The sequence below is a fragment of the Wolbachia endosymbiont of Kerria lacca genome, from assembly GCF_051602725.1.
GTDB lineage: Bacteria > Pseudomonadota > Alphaproteobacteria > Rickettsiales > Anaplasmataceae > Wolbachia.
The window spans coordinates 570938-586717 of sequence record NZ_CP192272.1 but is presented as its reverse complement, the minus strand read 5'-3'; the positions used below and the strand labels follow the sequence as shown (position 1 = coordinate 586717).

Annotated in this window: 18 protein-coding genes; 9 read left to right on the top strand and 9 right to left on the bottom strand. The window is 33.1% G+C overall.

All coding sequences use genetic code 11. From position 1 onward, the window contains the following. Positions 1 to 185 precede the first annotated feature (185 nt). Positions 186 to 926 (bottom strand): DsbA family protein, encoded by a 741-nt coding sequence (locus tag ACQ4M0_RS02635; RefSeq protein WP_052264650.1) that lies wholly within the window; start codon positions 924 to 926, stop codon positions 186 to 188. A 372-nt stretch (positions 927 to 1298) separates the two neighbouring features. On the opposite strand from ACQ4M0_RS02635, the gene ACQ4M0_RS02630 reads away from it, so the two are divergent. The 5 genes from ACQ4M0_RS02630 (at position 1299) to ACQ4M0_RS02610 (ending at position 5878) form a co-directional block, all read left to right on the top strand. Then, complete coding sequence (locus ACQ4M0_RS02630) at positions 1299 to 1574, top strand: hypothetical protein (RefSeq protein WP_438456624.1); 276 nt, start codon at positions 1299 to 1301, stop codon at positions 1572 to 1574. Then, the gene (locus ACQ4M0_RS02625) at positions 1571 to 3148 is read left to right on the top strand and encodes a DUF3857 domain-containing protein (protein WP_438456623.1); all 1578 of its coding nucleotides are present in this window, start codon (positions 1571 to 1573) and stop codon (positions 3146 to 3148) included. The genes ACQ4M0_RS02630 and ACQ4M0_RS02625 overlap by 4 nt, the downstream gene beginning before the upstream one ends. A 47-nt stretch (positions 3149 to 3195) precedes the next feature. Further along, entirely contained in the window at positions 3196 to 4683 is a 1488-nt protein-coding gene (locus tag ACQ4M0_RS02620) for a UbiD family decarboxylase (protein ID WP_438456622.1), read from the top strand. Positions 4684 to 4723: 40 nt separating this feature from the next. Continuing rightward, a complete protein-coding gene (locus ACQ4M0_RS02615) occupies positions 4724 to 5251 on the top strand; it encodes a phospholipase D family protein (RefSeq protein ID WP_007301949.1) in 528 nt (175 codons plus the stop codon). Between the two features lie 84 nt (positions 5252 to 5335). Then, positions 5336 to 5878: a hypothetical protein gene (locus tag ACQ4M0_RS02610; protein ID WP_007301948.1), complete on the top strand. Its 543-nt coding sequence runs from the start codon at positions 5336 to 5338 to the stop codon at positions 5876 to 5878. 214 nt (positions 5879 to 6092) lie between these two features. Here ACQ4M0_RS02610 and lgt read toward each other — a convergent pair whose 3' ends face one another. From lgt to ACQ4M0_RS02595, 3 genes are all read right to left on the bottom strand, one after another. After that, entirely contained in the window at positions 6093 to 6884 is a 792-nt protein-coding gene (lgt, locus tag ACQ4M0_RS02605) for a prolipoprotein diacylglyceryl transferase (protein ID WP_007301947.1), read from the bottom strand. A 6-nt stretch (positions 6885 to 6890) separates the two neighbouring features. Beyond that, the gene (gene smpB, locus ACQ4M0_RS02600; RefSeq protein ID WP_007301946.1) at positions 6891 to 7340 is read right to left on the bottom strand and encodes an SsrA-binding protein SmpB; all 450 of its coding nucleotides are present in this window, start codon (positions 7338 to 7340) and stop codon (positions 6891 to 6893) included. Positions 7341 to 7428: 88 nt separating this feature from the next. Then, on the bottom strand, positions 7429 to 8340 hold the full coding sequence (locus tag ACQ4M0_RS02595) for an ankyrin repeat domain-containing protein (protein WP_007301945.1): 912 nt from the start codon (positions 8338 to 8340) through the stop codon (positions 7429 to 7431). A gap of 103 nt (positions 8341 to 8443) precedes the next feature. Here ACQ4M0_RS02595 and ACQ4M0_RS02590 point away from each other — a divergent pair, with 103 nt between their 5' ends. Further along, positions 8444 to 8965, top strand: coding sequence for a Na+/H+ antiporter subunit E (locus ACQ4M0_RS02590; RefSeq protein WP_006015458.1), 522 nt, complete (start codon positions 8444 to 8446; stop codon positions 8963 to 8965). On the opposite strand, the gene ACQ4M0_RS02585 is transcribed toward ACQ4M0_RS02590, so the two are convergent. Beyond that, on the bottom strand, positions 8958 to 9374 hold the full coding sequence (locus ACQ4M0_RS02585) for a hypothetical protein (protein WP_007301944.1): 417 nt from the start codon (positions 9372 to 9374) through the stop codon (positions 8958 to 8960). The two genes, ACQ4M0_RS02590 and ACQ4M0_RS02585, sit on opposite strands and share 8 nt — an antisense overlap. Positions 9375 to 9640: 266 nt before the next feature. Here ACQ4M0_RS02585 and purN point away from each other — a divergent pair, with 266 nt between their 5' ends. After that, on the top strand, positions 9641 to 10207 hold the full coding sequence (gene purN, locus ACQ4M0_RS02580; RefSeq protein WP_007301943.1) for a phosphoribosylglycinamide formyltransferase: 567 nt from the start codon (positions 9641 to 9643) through the stop codon (positions 10205 to 10207). Here the strand turns inward: purN and ACQ4M0_RS02575 are convergent. Genes ACQ4M0_RS02575 through ribF form a run of 4 tightly spaced genes read right to left on the bottom strand, consistent with a single transcriptional unit; the run spans position 10201 to position 14248 of the window. Continuing rightward, on the bottom strand, positions 10201 to 11523 hold the full coding sequence (locus ACQ4M0_RS02575) for a M16 family metallopeptidase (protein ID WP_213863774.1): 1323 nt from the start codon (positions 11521 to 11523) through the stop codon (positions 10201 to 10203). The genes purN and ACQ4M0_RS02575 overlap by 7 nt on opposite strands. Beyond that, positions 11510 to 12838 (bottom strand): M16 family metallopeptidase, encoded by a 1329-nt coding sequence (locus ACQ4M0_RS02570; protein WP_026097227.1) that lies wholly within the window; start codon positions 12836 to 12838, stop codon positions 11510 to 11512. Before ACQ4M0_RS02570 ends, ACQ4M0_RS02575 begins: the two co-directional genes overlap by 14 nt. A gap of 4 nt (positions 12839 to 12842) precedes the next feature. Beyond that, positions 12843 to 13319, bottom strand: a complete 477-nt coding sequence (gene lspA, locus ACQ4M0_RS02565) for a signal peptidase II (protein WP_007301940.1) — start codon at positions 13317 to 13319, stop codon at positions 12843 to 12845. Beyond that, entirely contained in the window at positions 13316 to 14248 is a 933-nt protein-coding gene (gene ribF / locus ACQ4M0_RS02560) for a riboflavin biosynthesis protein RibF (RefSeq protein ID WP_019236620.1), read from the bottom strand. The genes lspA and ribF overlap by 4 nt, the downstream gene beginning before the upstream one ends. 68 nt (positions 14249 to 14316) lie before the next feature. Between ribF and ACQ4M0_RS02555 the strand changes: the two genes are divergently transcribed. Both ACQ4M0_RS02555 and ACQ4M0_RS02550 read left to right on the top strand, forming a co-directional pair. Beyond that, positions 14317 to 14688, top strand: a complete 372-nt coding sequence (locus ACQ4M0_RS02555; protein ID WP_006015443.1) for a glutaredoxin — start codon at positions 14317 to 14319, stop codon at positions 14686 to 14688. Positions 14689 to 14783: 95 nt separating this feature from the next. Then, on the top strand, positions 14784 to 15656 hold the full coding sequence (locus ACQ4M0_RS02550; protein WP_007301937.1) for a hypothetical protein: 873 nt from the start codon (positions 14784 to 14786) through the stop codon (positions 15654 to 15656). Positions 15657 to 15780: the final 124 nt, after the last annotated feature.

Genomic DNA, 15780 nt, shown 5'->3' with positions numbered 1-15780 from the left:
ACTCCAAAATAATGATTGTATTTTAATAGATTAATCAGCCTAGGAAGGCTAATTACTTAAGGTCGTGCTGTGTTGCAAGCAAACATCACCTACTTTTCTTGAACTAATATGTAGCCTATACATATTGTTACTTAGTATATCTTAACTATACTTAAACTCTCTTATGCTGTCAAGCAGGGAATTTATTAATCTTTTAACTCATCCACTTTTTTGCGTAGCACATTTAAATCAGTTGCTCCTACAAAAAGACTATCTCCAATTATCAAAAAAGGTGTACCGCCTACTCCTAAATTCCTTACTAAAAGTTTGCTGTTGTTTATCATTTGCTCAATTTTGTCTGCATTATTTTTCATAGAGTTATTAAAATCGTTCTCGTTAATCCCTATATTTTTCACTATACCTAATATAGTTTTATCTGAAAATTCTCCTCTGTGATCTAGTGCAGCATAGTGAAAATCTAAGTACTTTTCTTTATCGATAAAATAAGTTGCTAAAGCACCTTTTGCTGCCTTTAAAGAATTGTTACCAAGTATTGGAGCATCTCTAAAGATATACTTAATTTTGCCATCATTGATCAATTGTTTTACATCGTTCTTTATAGCTTTGCAATATCCACAAGAATAGTCAAAAAAACCTACAGCTATGATATTGCTATTTTCATTTCCCGAGTAAGGATAAGTGGAGTCGAATATTTCATTTTTATGCTGAGAAATTTTATTTTTGGTTGCATTAGCATAACTATTTTTAGCTGACTCTTCCTGGAGAGCTTTTAGAACTCTATCAAAATTTTTACTGATGTAATTATCCAATCTCTCACCTATATAATCATCATTTAAGTTCTGACTGCGGTGTGAAAGCCAATTGTTTATTACTGGTAAACTTGCTACTGCAAGTATAAAAATCAATAAAAATGGTATCTTAGACATATACTTACTTAAAGAATACAAATATTAAAGAAATGCTTAATGTTAAAACATTTTTATCAAGAAATGCAAACTTTATAAAATGAAATTTAAGATATTTTTGTAAAGTTCATCATAAGATTTGGTGATGAAAAATTTTGCAAAGTAAGGCATTTATAAAGATTTAGATAGTCTTTACCGCTATTTCTAGCAAATTGTAAGCAAAAAAGTTGATTATCTTGTAATCGCTGCATATAATATCGGTAAGCGCGTCGCTAAGTAATATGAACACACTAAGTCTTACATTTCCGATAGTGTTGTTCGGATATAATAGAATGATTTTTCAATAAATGTAAGTAAAAAATGAGGTTTTTAAAAGCTGTCTTTAACTTAGCAATGTTAGCATTTTTTGTAGCTTCGACAGCTGAAGCAAGGTGGAGTAAGTACGAAGATGCTTCTGTCGAGGTTAAGTTTTCTAATGTTAACATTAATGTTAATAGAGATGGTACCTACGAAACGGAAGTAGAACTACAAGCAAAAATACTCAAGGAGTCTGGGCGTGATAGATTTTCTCTGTATAGTTTAATCTACAATGATGATAGTGCAGATTTGACTGTTTTAGAAGCTAAAACAGCTTATAACGGAGAAGAATATATAGTAACTGAAACATGATGGAGGATAAACCGCTGGCTAGCCCTAGCAAAGGTTTCGATCAGTTAAGGCAAGTAACCATCTCATTCCCTAAAATAGAAATTGGTACGGAAGTATATTTAAGATATAAGCAAGTTAACAAAAAGGTTCCCGTTGATAATTTTTATGGCTTGAGCTTTTCGTATTATGGGGATTATTTACAAGCAGAAAATACTAAAATCAATTCTGAATTGCCTCTAGAGATTAAAGTTAATGATCCAAGAAGCGTATTAGAAATTGCTGAGGAAAAAAAGGATGATGTACATTCTATAAGCATTGCTTTAAAGAGAGCAGTTTATGAAAACACAACAAATGAACCACATAATGGAATATTGAACATAAAACACAACACTTGGGTATCACTTTCAAGCTTATCTGAATGGGAGGATTTAGCTAAAAAATTAGCTCCTGGATATCATAGCGTCATCAATCAGCCGCTTCCTGCAACTTTTGAAGCTATAGCAGAATTTGCTGCCAATGAGAGTACCGATGAGGAGAAAATTAATGCAGTTACTTCTTTATTGAATGAAAAAGTTCAGTACATGGGAGACTGGCGTACAGTGTCAGGAAAATATTTCCCGAGAGATTTAGAGAAAATTGCTGATTCTCAAGTTGGGGATTGCAAGGACTTTTCTGCTAGCACGGCTGCTATTCTGCAAAAACTTGGTTATAAAGTTCAACCTATTTTAGTTATGAGAGGAACTACTAGCACTTCTAATCCTGAAGCATTACCTAATATGGGTAATTTTAATCATGTGATGCTCAAAGTAACAAATAGAGATGGAAAAATATATTGGATCGATCCAACTAATACCGTCAGTATGGCACAGGGTATTTTTCCAGACATTGCTGATAGAAACGCTTTAGTACTCGATTCTGAGGAAGCGGATTACATAAAAATTCCTGCTGTACAAGGTGAAAATTCAAAAGTGATATCCCATAGTGAATTAACTATAGAAGATAATGTTGTAAATGAATATGGCCAGCTTACCGTGCAAGGGGAAGCAGCCTTAGGCTTAACAGGGGTTGGATTGTATTATTCAAATGAGCAATTAAGGGATTCTGTTTTTCGTATGATTAGTGGAGTATATCTTGATGAAGAAGAAAAGAAGTTCTTAGAATTGCCTGACCTTACTTTACGTAATGTAGAAGATCTTACAATCAAATATGAGTTTCAGCAAAAAAATAAGATTTTTAAGACAAATCTAGGACCTGCTTTGAATTTAGGAGATAATTGGCTTAATGATGTTGTCAATACAGCTTCTGACCAAGTGTCAGATCTTTTTATTGGTGTTCCTAAAACTAAGGAAAGCCATATGATAATAAAAGATATCAAAATTAAAAATTGTGAAAATTTGAATTTTGAAATAAATTCTCCTTGGTTATATGTAAATAGGTTCTGTAAATATCAAAATGATGGAACCGAATTTAGCAATTTAATAACCATAAAGAAAAGCTTTATTACCAATGAAGAATTAAAGACTGCTGAATATAAAAACTTAAAAAGCGAATTGGAGAATAATTTTTCTAGAGCCTCTATAATAATAAGTGAATGAGTTGTGCTGGGAAAAGCACTTCTTAAAAGGCTTAAAATTTTTAAAATATGTACAATAACTTACGCGACTTCATCAGAGCATTAGAAGAAAAAAAAGATCTAATTAGAATTAAAAAAGAAGTTTCAACTATTCTTGAAATGACAGAAATTCATCGTAGGGTTTTGTCAAACAAGGGACCAGCTATCATCTTTGAAAATGTTGTCACAGAAAATGGCAAAAATTCAATTCCCGTTTTAGTGAATTTATTTGGTACTATTGAGAGAATTGCATTCGGACTTGGTATAAATTCTGATGAATTAAGGGATCTGGGTAAACTTCTAGCATTTTTGCGATCACCTGAGCCACCAAAAACCTTCAAAGATGCTGTGAAAATGTTTCCTCTACTAAAAGTTGCATTGTCGATGCGGAGCAAAGTTGTGAGCAAAGCCCCATGTCAAGAGGTGGTGCTAACTGGGGATGAGGTGGATCTTAGTTTGCTACCTATTCAGACATGCTGGCCAAACGAGCCTGCACCGCTTATCACTTGGCCACTTGTGGTAACAAAAGGACCAACAGCAGACAAGCAAGATAATTTCAATCTTGGAATATATCGTATGCAGGTTGTGAATAAAAAAACGACTCTCATGCGCTGGCTTGCACATCGTGGTGGTGCAGGTCACCATAAACGGTGGAAGGAGAGGGGACAAAATATGAAGTTTCCTGCGGCTGCTGTGATTGGTAGCGATCCTGCAACAATTATTGCTGCGGTAACTCCGGTGCCGGAGACTTTATCAGAATACCAATTTGCCGGGCTGCTGCGAAAAAAACCACTTGAGCTTGTAAATTGTAAAACTATTCCTCTTCAGGTTCCAGCTCATGCAGAAATTGTTTTGGAAGGATATGTAAGTTTGGATAATTACCAAGATGAAGGGCCATATGGAGACCATACCGGTTACTATAATGCTGTTGAACAGTTTCCTGAGTTTAACATCACTGCAATTACAATGCGCAAAGATCCAATTTATCTCAGCACTTTTACTGGCAAACCACCTGATGAACCATCAATTCTTGGTGAAGCACTCAACGAAATCTTTGTGCCGATTCTTATCAATCAGTTTCCGGAAATAGTAGATTTTTATCTGCCCCCAGAAGGTTGTTCATATAGAATAGCGGTAGTGTCGATAAAAAAGGCTTATCCAGGGCATGCAAAAAGAATTGTTATGGGCACACTATCTTTTCTCAAACAGTTCTTATACACGAAATTTATTATAGTTGTTGATTATGATATAAATATACGTGATTGGAAAGAGGTGATGTGGGCAATGTCAACAAGAATGGACCCTGTGCGTGATACAATTACGATAGAGAATGCCCCAATTGATTATTTAGATTTTGCTTCCCCTGAAAGTGGTCTCGGAGGTAAAATAGGGTTTGATGCAACAAACAAACTTCCACCTGAAACCAAACGAGAATGGGGAAGAAAAATTGAAATGAGCGAGGAAATAATAAAGAAAGTTACAGAGAAGTGGAAGGAATATGGGTTGACAGATGATTAAACTATGATGTAGACTACCGCCGTGTATTTAGGTGTGGTTTGTGAGGCTTTTATATCTTTTATTTTTGTCGGCATGTTTTTCTCTGTATTACTATGTGGGTCCTACATTCTCGCCTTGCCCAAAAGCAACAGTTTGCTTCTCACCTGAAGAAGACTGTGCTGTACCGATAATCAGCGAGATAGACCAATCTAAAGAATCTATCTTAGTTCAAGAATATACATTTACTCTTGGAACAGTTGCAAAATCTTTGATTAACGCCAAAGAGCGTGGTGTTGATGTTAAAGTCGTCTTAGATAAATCACAACTCCATTCAAAATATAGTGTCATAAGCGAATTGTTTTCAAATGGAATACCGATTTGGATCGATAATAAGCCAAAAATTGCTCATAATAAGGTAATAATTGTTGATAATCAAAAAGTCATCACAGGATCGTTTAACCTCAGTAAGACAGCTGAAAAGGGAAACGCTGAAAATTTATTAATTATTGAAAATTATCCTGAATTAGTCCAGCAGTATGTGAAGAACTGGGAAATACGAATGTCACAATCCTATCAATATGCTCCCTAGATACTTGATATCAAAAAAAGTCTTTTTATTGATAGATTTAATTTCTTGTGATATAATAAATTAAAAGGTTTTAAGGGGTAGGTAATGGATTACATAAATGATGCTGCTGATAGTTACGCTGCCATTCATGATTTTTTTCAAAATAATGGTGTTGGAGATTACAAAGTTCAATGCAATTATGGTGGTGTACCGTATGCTACTGACAAATATGTACATTCTGGAGACAAATTTTGGAGCAATAATTTTATAGACTCACATTTTGGAAGGGAAATAAAAATGTATCCTCAAAGTGAGCTTTTAGCTAAAGAGTATGCTGGTAATACACTACCGGTTTCAATATCACTAGACAAGGATCTAATAAAAATAAAAGAATGTCAGAAAAAAACTAAATTTGTAGAACTAGAAGGGGAATCAGGTGATATAGTATATGATAAGCAAAAGCATATAAAGTGCTACACGACAAAGTTATCATATGACGATGTTTCTGTTCATAATAAAAACGAAGTTTCAATACTGAATATTAGATATGATGTGCCAAACGATCCAAGATACAGTTTAAACATAGCCTTCACAAAGGTTAATGATAATAAACCAGGGTTTTGGCAAAAGTTTAAAAATATGTTTTAATAGAGTAGCTTCTAAATCAAGGGGATTTTGTTGAAAAATGAATATCTACTTAATAATGAATTTGGTCAGTAGCTACTAAGTTTGTTTCATAGCTATGCAACAAAAGGTTTGTGCCCTCACGTTTATTCTCTGCAACACGAAAAGTTCGTACAGTTGTACATGCTATGTAGTAGATAAACTTCTACTATATTTTTTTATTCAACTTACCTCTTGTCTATTGAATAGATTTTGTATTAAACCTAAAATTCAACGCACCTAAATATATAAGCATTCCCAACAAAATCATAGGTATAGAAAGCAACTGTCCCATAGTTAAATTGAACCATAAATAGCCAATTTGATAGTCTGGCTCGCGGAAAAATTCAACCATAAAACGTGCTACTCCATACAACATAACTGCAACTCCAGTTGTTGCACCATAATACAATCTCATTTTGTTCAAGTAAAATAGTGAATTTACAACTACGAAAAGTAGCGCTCCTTCAAAAAATGCCTCATAAAGTTGGCTTGGATGGCGCAATAAATTATCACCACTTTCTGGAAATACCATACCCCACGGCATAGTTGTAACCCTGCCAAATAACTCTCCATTTATAAAATTACCTATGCGGCCTAGAAGTAAACCTATCGGAACTCCACAAGAAATTAGATCCAGTGTGTAAAATATAGGAATGTTATGTCTTCTACAGGAGATTATTACTGCAAGCAAAACTCCTATAGCACCGCCATGAAATGACATACCTCCTTCCCAGGTCTTTAGTATTTCGATAGGATTGCTTATATAGAGAACTGGATCATATATCAATACGTACCCAAGCCTACCTCCAAGGATAATGCCTATAATAACGGCTGTTAATAACGAATCGTAAAAATTCTTAGTAAATATTTTTTGATTGTCTAGCTTATGTAAATACCAATATGCAAAAACTATACCCAAAACATATGCTAAAGAGTACCAATATATAGAAACAGGACCGATGCTAAAAATAACTGGACTTAAAGACATATTTTACTACAAATTATTCTTAGACAATCTACTTTTCTCACGTTCCCACTCTCTCTGCTTTATGGTTGCTCTCTTATCATAGAGTTTTTTTCCTTTCACAATGGCAATTTTAGTTTTTGCCAACCCTTTATCATTAAAATAGATAGAAAGTGGCACAACAGTTATTCCAGAGGTTTTGATTTGACCAATTAGCTTATTTATCTCTTTTTTATGCAAAAGCAATTTTCGTTCTCTTTTTGGCTTGTGATTCTTTTGGTTTGCAGCTTTATACTCTGCGATATGCATATTGTTTAGCCATATTTCACCTTTTTTTTCAGTAACGTAAGCATCAGAAATGTTTGCTTTTCTTTCCCTTAGTGATTTCACTTCACTACTTAAGAGGATCATACCTGCTTCAAATTCTTCTAAGATAAAGTATTCAAACCTTGCTTTTCTATTTTCTGCAATAACTTCCATATCTAAAGATATCTTTAAGCTTCAATATATTACAGAACTTTTGGTTTAATTCATAACAAAACAATTATCTCAGTAAATGCAAGTTTGGTTAAAAAAGCTCCAATCTTCCTGCAAGTGTAATTTGTTCCACTCTTCCTACTGCCATTTCAGCCCTAGGACTAGCATTACCTGACAAAGAACTTATCACATCTTTGCAGCCCCATTCAATAGCAAAGTGTAAAGGAGCATATCTATTATTGTTCTGTTTACTAACATATGCCCCACTTTCAATTAAAATATCTCTTATACTTTCATGATCGCTAGCAAAATGTAAAGGAGTGCGTCCACAACTATCCCACACATTAACACATGCTCCATGTTCAATCAGAGTTCTTACTATGTTTTCATTATCACTTTCAGCAGCAAAATGCAAGGGAGTGCTTCTATAATTATCCCACGCATCGACGTATGCTCCGTGTTCAATTAGAGCTATTACTATGTTCTCATAGCCACTCTTAGTAGCAAAATGTAGAGGAGTGTGTCCATCATTGTTCTGCGCGTTAACATCTGCTCCACATGCAATTAGAGCTCTTACTACACTTTCATTCCCACCTTCGGCAGCAAGATGTAAAGGTGTACATACATCATTGTCCCACGCATTAACATTTGCTCCACTTTCAATTAAAATATCTAATATGCCTTTGTGGTTCCATTCAGCAGCAAAATGTAAAGGAGTGCATCCATCGCTGTCCCATGCATCAACATATGCTCCATATTCAATTAGAGCTATTACTATGTTCTCATAGCCACTCTTAGCAGCAAAATGCAACAATGTAGTTTCTACAGGATCTAGATCACTATGTGTAGTGAATATATGATTGATATTAAATCCACTATCTTCCCACCTCCGTAAATCAATTCTTTCTAATTTTATTTTTATTCGTTCAACTATGTTGTTCTTGCTTAAACCTGAAGTATCATTTATTTCTTCAAGCATTTTTAGAAAATCATCAAGCGTCATAATCTCCACTACTTATTAAAATAACTTGGTTATTATGTTCTTTGACACAAAAATCAAGAACTTTTTATTTTTCTAAAAAATCATTTAAGTTATACTCCAAATCATGAAAGTCAGGCAAAATATTAAGTTTTTTTCTCTATCATTTGTGATTTTGTCTTCTCTATGGATTACATTGTCTGGTTATTTTGAGCCTTTTTTTATTCTCTGTGGAGTATTTTCTTCTGTGTTCACATTGATTATCTTTAAAAGGTTAATTGATGCTGAAAGTGCCCTTAGTCAAATTCTAAATGATAGTGGTAGGCTGTCACTTTATCAGCTTATAAGTTATATACCTTGGCTAATTTACCAAATTATTTTTTCAAGTATTTATGTAACAAAAAAGGTGCTACGATTCAAATCTACAGTTGAGCCAATTGTTATTGTAAGAGAATGCATAGGACATAATGATAAGACCATTGCATTATTTGCTAACTCGGTTACGATTACTCCTGGAACTTTAACTATCAATGTTGAAAAGAAGCAGAAAACATATTTATCTACCATATGTTTGATAGATAAAGATCTTGAAAGTGGCATTTCTGAAATAGAAGGTAAAGTCTTAAAAATGTTACACCTAGTTAAGTAATTGCTTTAAATAAGTTAACAGCGTCTCTGTATTCTCTTCTTAGGCTTTCAAGCATTTCTTTTGGAAGGCTATCAATAACAGTAGAACATAAATAATTGTACAAATCTTCTAGCCTTGATATGTTATTTTTCTTCTTGCTGTTGAATTTGTACGGAAAAATGCCCTCCATAATTTCAATATCAACAACCTTATTTAAAAATGCATTTTCACTTGTTATGCTTATTCTTGTAAGTATAGTATTAATTTCAGGTTCATTACTCGTATAAATATCTGATAATTCTGCCATTTTAATGACGTATAAAGTTACTACTTTTGATAAACAATTATCAGAATATTCACAATTTTTTATTACCTCCCACTGAGTAACCTGAGACTTGCTTGTTTTTGCATTGCTTGGTAATTTATTCATTGAATTTTCTCCATTTAATTCAGTGTAGTAAATTATACTAATACTTTGTTAAATAAATAATAACGCAGCCATAAAAATATGCATTTATTTACCATAAATTGTATAATATTCCTAAAATGAAATGTTAAAGTTACTTCAAACTGAATGATTTCTTTAATTCCATGTTATTCAGCAGTGTAAAATATTGCTACACAATAGTATTTATTCTAAAATAAACTTTCCTTTTGAGCTATTTTATTAATATCCATTCTTACGGCTGCACTAAAATGAAAAAGATAAAACTCGGAATACTAATTTCAGGTAGAGGATCAAACATGCAGGCTTTAATAGAAGCATGTCAAGATCAGAATTTCCCTGCTGAAACTGTGTGTGTTATCACAAATAATAGTGAAGCTGGAGGCCTTAAAATAGCAAAGCAAGCAGGAGTTTCAGCGTTTGTTGTTGAAGATAAGCCACTTGATACTGATAAAATTCATGAAATACTTGTTCAACATAAGGTTGATTTAATTTGCCTTGCAGGGTTTATGAGAATTATAAAGGCCAATTTCCTGAATAAATGGCATAACAAAGTTATAAATATTCATCCCTCTTTACTTCCGTCATTTAAGGGCCTAAATGCTCAGGAGCAAGCTCTGAAAGCGGGTGTAAAAATTACAGGATGTACTGTGCATTATGTTACTCCTGAAATTGATGCTGGAGCCATAATCGCTCAAGCTACTGTTCCAGTGTTACCAAATGATGATGTTCACAGTCTCTCAGAGCGCATTCTAGCTGAAGAGCATAAGTGTTATGTAAAAGCAGTAAGATCAATAGTAGAAGGTATTAACTATTGACCTTGAGCGTTTCTTCCAACTTCAACAAAAAATAAATTTTCAGGATTCAGTAAAGAACTTGCCAGCTTGTTTACTTTTTCCAATTGAACATCATTAATGATATTTGCATAATTATTTATATGGTTAATATCACGATCATCTATCTGCATACTATCCAGTAACGTTGCTGTATTCGCATTATTGGATAGAAAAGAGAAGATAAGGTTATTTACTAAACTGGTTTTTGCATCCTTGAATAATTGTTCGTCAATTCCTTCCTCTTTTATTCTGCTAAATGTATCTTTTACTGCTGATATAGCTTTGCTAGCAGTGGAACTATCAGTACTCATAAATCCAGATATAATATTTCCATGCTTATTAGGAACATTACGTGCACTAACACCATAAGTAATACCTAGATTTTGTCTCAACTCTTTCATCAGTATTGAGTTTAGACTCATACCACCAAGCGCATTAATCAAAACACTAGCATTATAGTAATTAGGGTCTTCATATGCTATGCCTTTTTGAGCAAAAAGTATTACACTCTGTGGTATATCCATAAAAACGCTCTTACTTTCTGCAGGCCCAAATTCATTTTTTACAGATACCTTCCTAACTTTCGATCTTTTTGATGGTAACTTAGATAAATATTTATCGAGCAGCGTACTAACTTCTTCTTTTGTTGCACAACCAACAATACTAATAACGATATTATCCTTAGTAAAACTACGCTTTATGTATGTTAAAACATCGTCTCTAGTAATGTTCATTATAGTGTCTAGAGTTCCATATGGATCTCTTGAGTAAGGATGTTTTTTGAACAACAATGTATCTAACTCTTTTGCAGCAATAAAATAAGGGTCTTTTTCAAAATTATTAAAGTTTACTTTGGCTTTTTCGAATACTCTATTTAACCCCTCAGGATCAACTTTAGGGCGCATTATAGCATCACTCAGTAGTGAAATTGCATCCTCTAGATTCTCAGATAAAGTGTTTAATGAAACCCTAAATGCTTCTAAACCAGCAGTAAAATTTAAACTAATTCCTTTATCCTCAAGCTTTTTCGCAAAATCTTTGGCATCATTTTTTCCTGCTCCTTCTTGAATTACAAGAGAAGTAAACCAAGCAAGCCCCTGCTTTTCTGCACTTTCATACACACAACCTGCATCTTTGAATGATATATTAAGTGAAACTTTTGGTAGATCATGGTTTTCAACAAATAAAAACTTAAATCCTTTATTAGTAGTAACCTCCTCTATATTTAAGTGACTGCTTGCTTGCAAATTAAAGCCTAGACAGAAAAAAAATAGAAATACATATTTACTTATCTTCATTATTACCTCCTTTTGGTAGCAAACGACCAACTAATTTATTAGTAGAAAAGATAGCGTGAACTTTATTATTTACATCCTCTAGATTGACATCATTAATTTTGCTATATGAAATGTCTATTTCATCAAGTGGAATACCTAGTGCTAGACGTGGTATATAAAACATTGCTATATTAGTTAAATCAGATAGATTATCAAGCTGTGCTGCTTTGTATTTAGACTTTGTACTTTGCAACTCTTCACTTGTTATTCCTTCAGAGTTAAAGTGATTAATAGAATTTTCTAACTCTCTTGCAACAGCATCCAAATTCACCCCGCTTTTTGGAGTTACCCGAATCTCAATGTAACCATTACTAAAAGCTAAGCTATTATAATAAGCAAACACTTCTACTGCTACATTCTTATCTAGAACTAAATCTTTATATAGCTTACTAGACTTGCCATTCCCCAAAACATCAACTGCCAAATCAACAGGAAAAGTTTCACTTATTTGCTCAAATAAAGGAACACTATAGCGAAAGTATAAAACTGGCTCTTTTACTTCAGTGCTTTCTAAAATTACCGATATATCTGCATTATGTATTGAATCTTGGTTCGGATAATGCTTCACTACAGGCTCAGCTTTAATTGCACCATATTTTTCCTTTGCTAATCCCACTACTTCTTCAAATTCTACATCACCAACAACGAGCAGTATAGCATTACCTGGATGATAATAGTTATCATGAAACCTTGTTATGTCATCTTGATTGTAAGTTTTAATATCGCTCTCCCAACCAATAACAGACCTACCATAACCATTACGATAAAATGCACTGTTCATTTCCTCCCATAGTAAAGCTTCAGGATTATTATCAAATCTCATCTTTCTTTCTTCTAATACGATATTTTTTTCTCTATCTATTTTGTCTTGAGTAACATCAAAATTGCCCATTCTATCTGCTTCAATTTCCATTGCTAGTGGTAAATCTTTTTTGAGAACTAATTCGTAGTAGCAGGTGTATTCTTTAGTGGTAAAAGCATTAAATTGGGCCCCAATGCTGCCCAAAGTGGATTCTATGTCTTTAAATTTTCCTGTAGTTTCAAACATTAAGTGTTCAAAGTAGTGAGCCAATCCTGCTTTGCCAATTGGGTCATCCATTCCCCCAACTTTATATATTATTGCATGAAAAACAGCTGGAATTCGGTGATTATGTACTACATAAACATCCAATCCGTTACTGAGCTTAGCATGCTTTATGATTTCAGCTTCCAAAGAAATCGGACAAATGAAAAAAAACACAGATAGTATAAAAAAACTAAAGAATTTGCGAAGCATTATTTCATTCCTCATTTTGCTTAGAGATAGACCTATCATATATATACCACTTATATAACAATGTACACATTCCACAAACTATAGATAGATCTGCTAAATTAAAGGCTGGCCAATACCAATCATTGATATGAAAATATATGAAGTCATATACAGCTCCCCAATAGATTCTATCAATTACATTTCCGATCGCTCCACCAATCATCAGAGAAAAACTAAGGTAAATTGACTTATCATTAGATTTATATATCAAGTATGCAAGTATACCAATTATTAATATTGAACATGCTGAAAAAAAGAAGCTGCCATGCGGCAGAGTACTACACATTCCAAAGCTAATTCCTGAATTCCAAACTTCAACTAATTTCATAAAACTAGTAATCTCGATTGACTCCCCCTCATCAATCAAAGAGTTTATATACAATTTACTTGTTTGATCGAATGATACTATAATCAATATAATAACTAAACATATCCTTTTCATAAGTTTATCTTTAACTGGTAAGCCTTCATTATATCACGGTCTATCTGTTTTGTTAACTCGTTAATACTATGGAATTTTTTTTCTGCCCTAATAAATTTTAAAAGTTGTATGTCAACCTTAAAATTGTATACATTTTCGTTGAAGTCAAATATATGCATTTCTACTATAGGTTTTTTTAAGTCCTTAAATGTAGGTCTCATACCAATGTTGACTACTCCATATAGCCAACTTGAACTATTTTCAGAAAATGCAACTTTGGCGTAATATGTACCAAGCTTAGGTTTTATCATGTAATCTTCTATCGGAATGTTTATGGTTGGAAACCCTATTTCTCTACCTCTACATGCACCTTTTGTTACAATACCAGAAACTTGATAAGACCTACCAAGCAATTTATTAGCAATTTCTATTTCGCCTTTTTGTAAACACTCTCTGATTGAGGAAGAAGAGCAAATTTTTCTATCGATTATCAATGGCTCTAATTTAGTTAAAGAATATTCATACATCTGAGAATATTTTTCTAGAGTTAATATGTTACCCAATCGTTTGTGACCAAAAGTACAACTTTCTCCAACAGTTATATGTTTAGCACCATACTTCTTTACCAAAATCTTACCAATGAAGTCATCGCAGCTAACCTCAGAAAAACCTCTATTAAAATTAATAATATACAAGTAATCTATACCATAGCTGCTGATTAGTTCCTTTTTTTGTTCTTGGTCTATTAACCTAAAATTGTTCCTACTAAATAAAACAGTTGATGGGTGAGGCTCAAAAGTTAAAACTGCAGAGGGTAATCCTCTTTCTTGTGCTACCTTCTTTAGATTGGAAATTGCAAACTTATGTCCTAAATGAACGCCATCGAAATTTCCGAAAGTTAGTGCCACATTATCTTTTATCCCTTGCTCACAGTTGTAAATAATTTTCATACAATTTGATATTTTATATATATTTTTTATATATAATAGTTGTATTTTATGAACTATGGAGATAAATCGTGAAAAACACTAAAGGAAAAGTTGTAATATATGTGAAGAAGTACTGCCCATTCTGCAAGAAAGCAAAAGAGTTATTGGATGAAAAAGGTGTGAAATACGAAGAAATTGATGTACTTAGAAACTCGGATTTGTTTGACGGTATAAAATCAAAATATAACGTCAGGACAGTTCCACAAATTTTTATTACTGATGAAAATGGTGATTATGTACATCATATTGCTGGATGTGACAAATTGATGGATCTTGAAAAAGAAGGAAAGTTGGATAATATGTTAAATAACAATGAAGATAGCATTAATGCAACAGCTTACACAAGCGGCAGTGATGAACACGAGGGATGTAATATAATACATAATGAAGATTTTATGTGATTTTTTTGTCTTACTGTTGCTGGCATACCCACTTTAAACAATTTTTAATGAATTAAAAATACAATTCATCTAGTGAGTTTTTTTAGTGGGAAAAAATGATAAAAAATATTATAATTGTTAGCAAAAACTTAATTAGTATTGAATTAATTAACAAACAAGATTTAGAGAGTTTCATCAAGATTTTCACAGTGCTTGATAAGCATATAGCAGCTAAAACTCTTTTTACAGAAGAAGTGACAATAGAGTATAAACAACACAATTGCATAGAAGTTGTTGAATTGATAAAAGATACAGGTTTTACATATCATGATGTTGAGAATGTGTTAAATCACCTAAGTAATCATGGAATGAAAGTACCAAGTAGCGTTATAGCAAGCACCCTTTCTTCTTCATACAATCACGCACTTGAGTCTAAGGATGTAGCATTTGCCTGTTCTAAAGGGTTGCCACAATTTTACATCAGGGTAAATAAGAATACCTTTATAATGACTCCTATAAGTGAAGAGAATCTGGAATTGAATTCGCAAAATAGCAAAATGCTTATAGAGTCATTAAAGAGCGAAAAAAGCACTTATGATTGCATAGTGGAAGAAAATATCATCAAAGTTATAGTGCATTCTGAAATACATCAGGCTATAAACTCGATTATAAAATCACTGATAAAGTCTTGCCTTTTAGCAAGAGATGAAGAAGAAAAATTCAAAGAGAAATTGAGACAACTTGCTTTTAAAGATCAAGCTTTCGTTGAGTATTCTAGCATCAAAACCATTCATAGATATCCGAATAACCATCCTCTGAGAAAGCATGAAAGTGTTATTAAAGATATAGAAAATATTTTATGTGATTTCATAATAAATGAGAACAGCGGGTTTGCTATAGAGCGGTTAAATAGACTGGGCTCAGAAGTCTCTCCAAATACTCCAAGAATCATCACTAAAACTATAGATAAGCTTGTTAAGTTTCACTAAAATGTTGTTGGAATGGTTTTAGCCAATGTCTACATATATCTGATTTTTACTGATTGAGTGGAGCAATTGAGCTGCTCTCTGTCATCCCAGCGTTTAACACTGGGATGATTTCGTTGTATGGTAT

What these genes read in the sequence shown, in the direction of transcription:
- smpB (WP_007301946.1), bottom strand. Translation starts at nt 7,340, where the DNA reads ATGGAAGTTATTGCAGAAAATAGAAAAGCAAGGTTTGAATACTTTATC.
- purN (WP_007301943.1), top strand. Translation starts at nt 9,641, where the DNA reads ATGAAAAAGATAAAACTCGGAATACTAATTTCAGGTAGAGGATCAAAC.
- lgt (WP_007301947.1), bottom strand. Translation starts at nt 6,884, where the DNA reads ATGTCTTTAAGTCCAGTTATTTTTAGCATCGGTCCTGTTTCTATATAT.
- ACQ4M0_RS02550 (WP_007301937.1), top strand. Translation starts at nt 14,784, where the DNA reads ATGATAAAAAATATTATAATTGTTAGCAAAAACTTAATTAGTATTGAA.
- ACQ4M0_RS02635 (WP_052264650.1), bottom strand. Translation starts at nt 926, where the DNA reads ATGTCTAAGATACCATTTTTATTGATTTTTATACTTGCAGTAGCAAGT.
- ACQ4M0_RS02570 (WP_026097227.1), bottom strand. Translation starts at nt 12,838, where the DNA reads ATGCTTCGCAAATTCTTTAGTTTTTTTATACTATCTGTGTTTTTTTTC.
- ACQ4M0_RS02625 (WP_438456623.1), top strand. Translation starts at nt 1,571, where the DNA reads ATGATGGAGGATAAACCGCTGGCTAGCCCTAGCAAAGGTTTCGATCAG.
- ACQ4M0_RS02620 (WP_438456622.1), top strand. Translation starts at nt 3,196, where the DNA reads ATGTACAATAACTTACGCGACTTCATCAGAGCATTAGAAGAAAAAAAA.
- ACQ4M0_RS02575 (WP_213863774.1), bottom strand. Translation starts at nt 11,523, where the DNA reads ATGAAGATAAGTAAATATGTATTTCTATTTTTTTTCTGTCTAGGCTTT.
- ACQ4M0_RS02595 (WP_007301945.1), bottom strand. Translation starts at nt 8,340, where the DNA reads ATGACGCTTGATGATTTTCTAAAAATGCTTGAAGAAATAAATGATACT.
- ACQ4M0_RS02630 (WP_438456624.1), top strand. Translation starts at nt 1,299, where the DNA reads ATGTTAGCATTTTTTGTAGCTTCGACAGCTGAAGCAAGGTGGAGTAAG.
- ACQ4M0_RS02590 (WP_006015458.1), top strand. Translation starts at nt 8,444, where the DNA reads ATGAAAGTCAGGCAAAATATTAAGTTTTTTTCTCTATCATTTGTGATT.
- ACQ4M0_RS02610 (WP_007301948.1), top strand. Translation starts at nt 5,336, where the DNA reads ATGGATTACATAAATGATGCTGCTGATAGTTACGCTGCCATTCATGAT.
- lspA (WP_007301940.1), bottom strand. Translation starts at nt 13,319, where the DNA reads ATGAAAAGGATATGTTTAGTTATTATATTGATTATAGTATCATTCGAT.
- ACQ4M0_RS02585 (WP_007301944.1), bottom strand. Translation starts at nt 9,374, where the DNA reads ATGAATAAATTACCAAGCAATGCAAAAACAAGCAAGTCTCAGGTTACT.
- ribF (WP_019236620.1), bottom strand. Translation starts at nt 14,248, where the DNA reads ATGAAAATTATTTACAACTGTGAGCAAGGGATAAAAGATAATGTGGCA.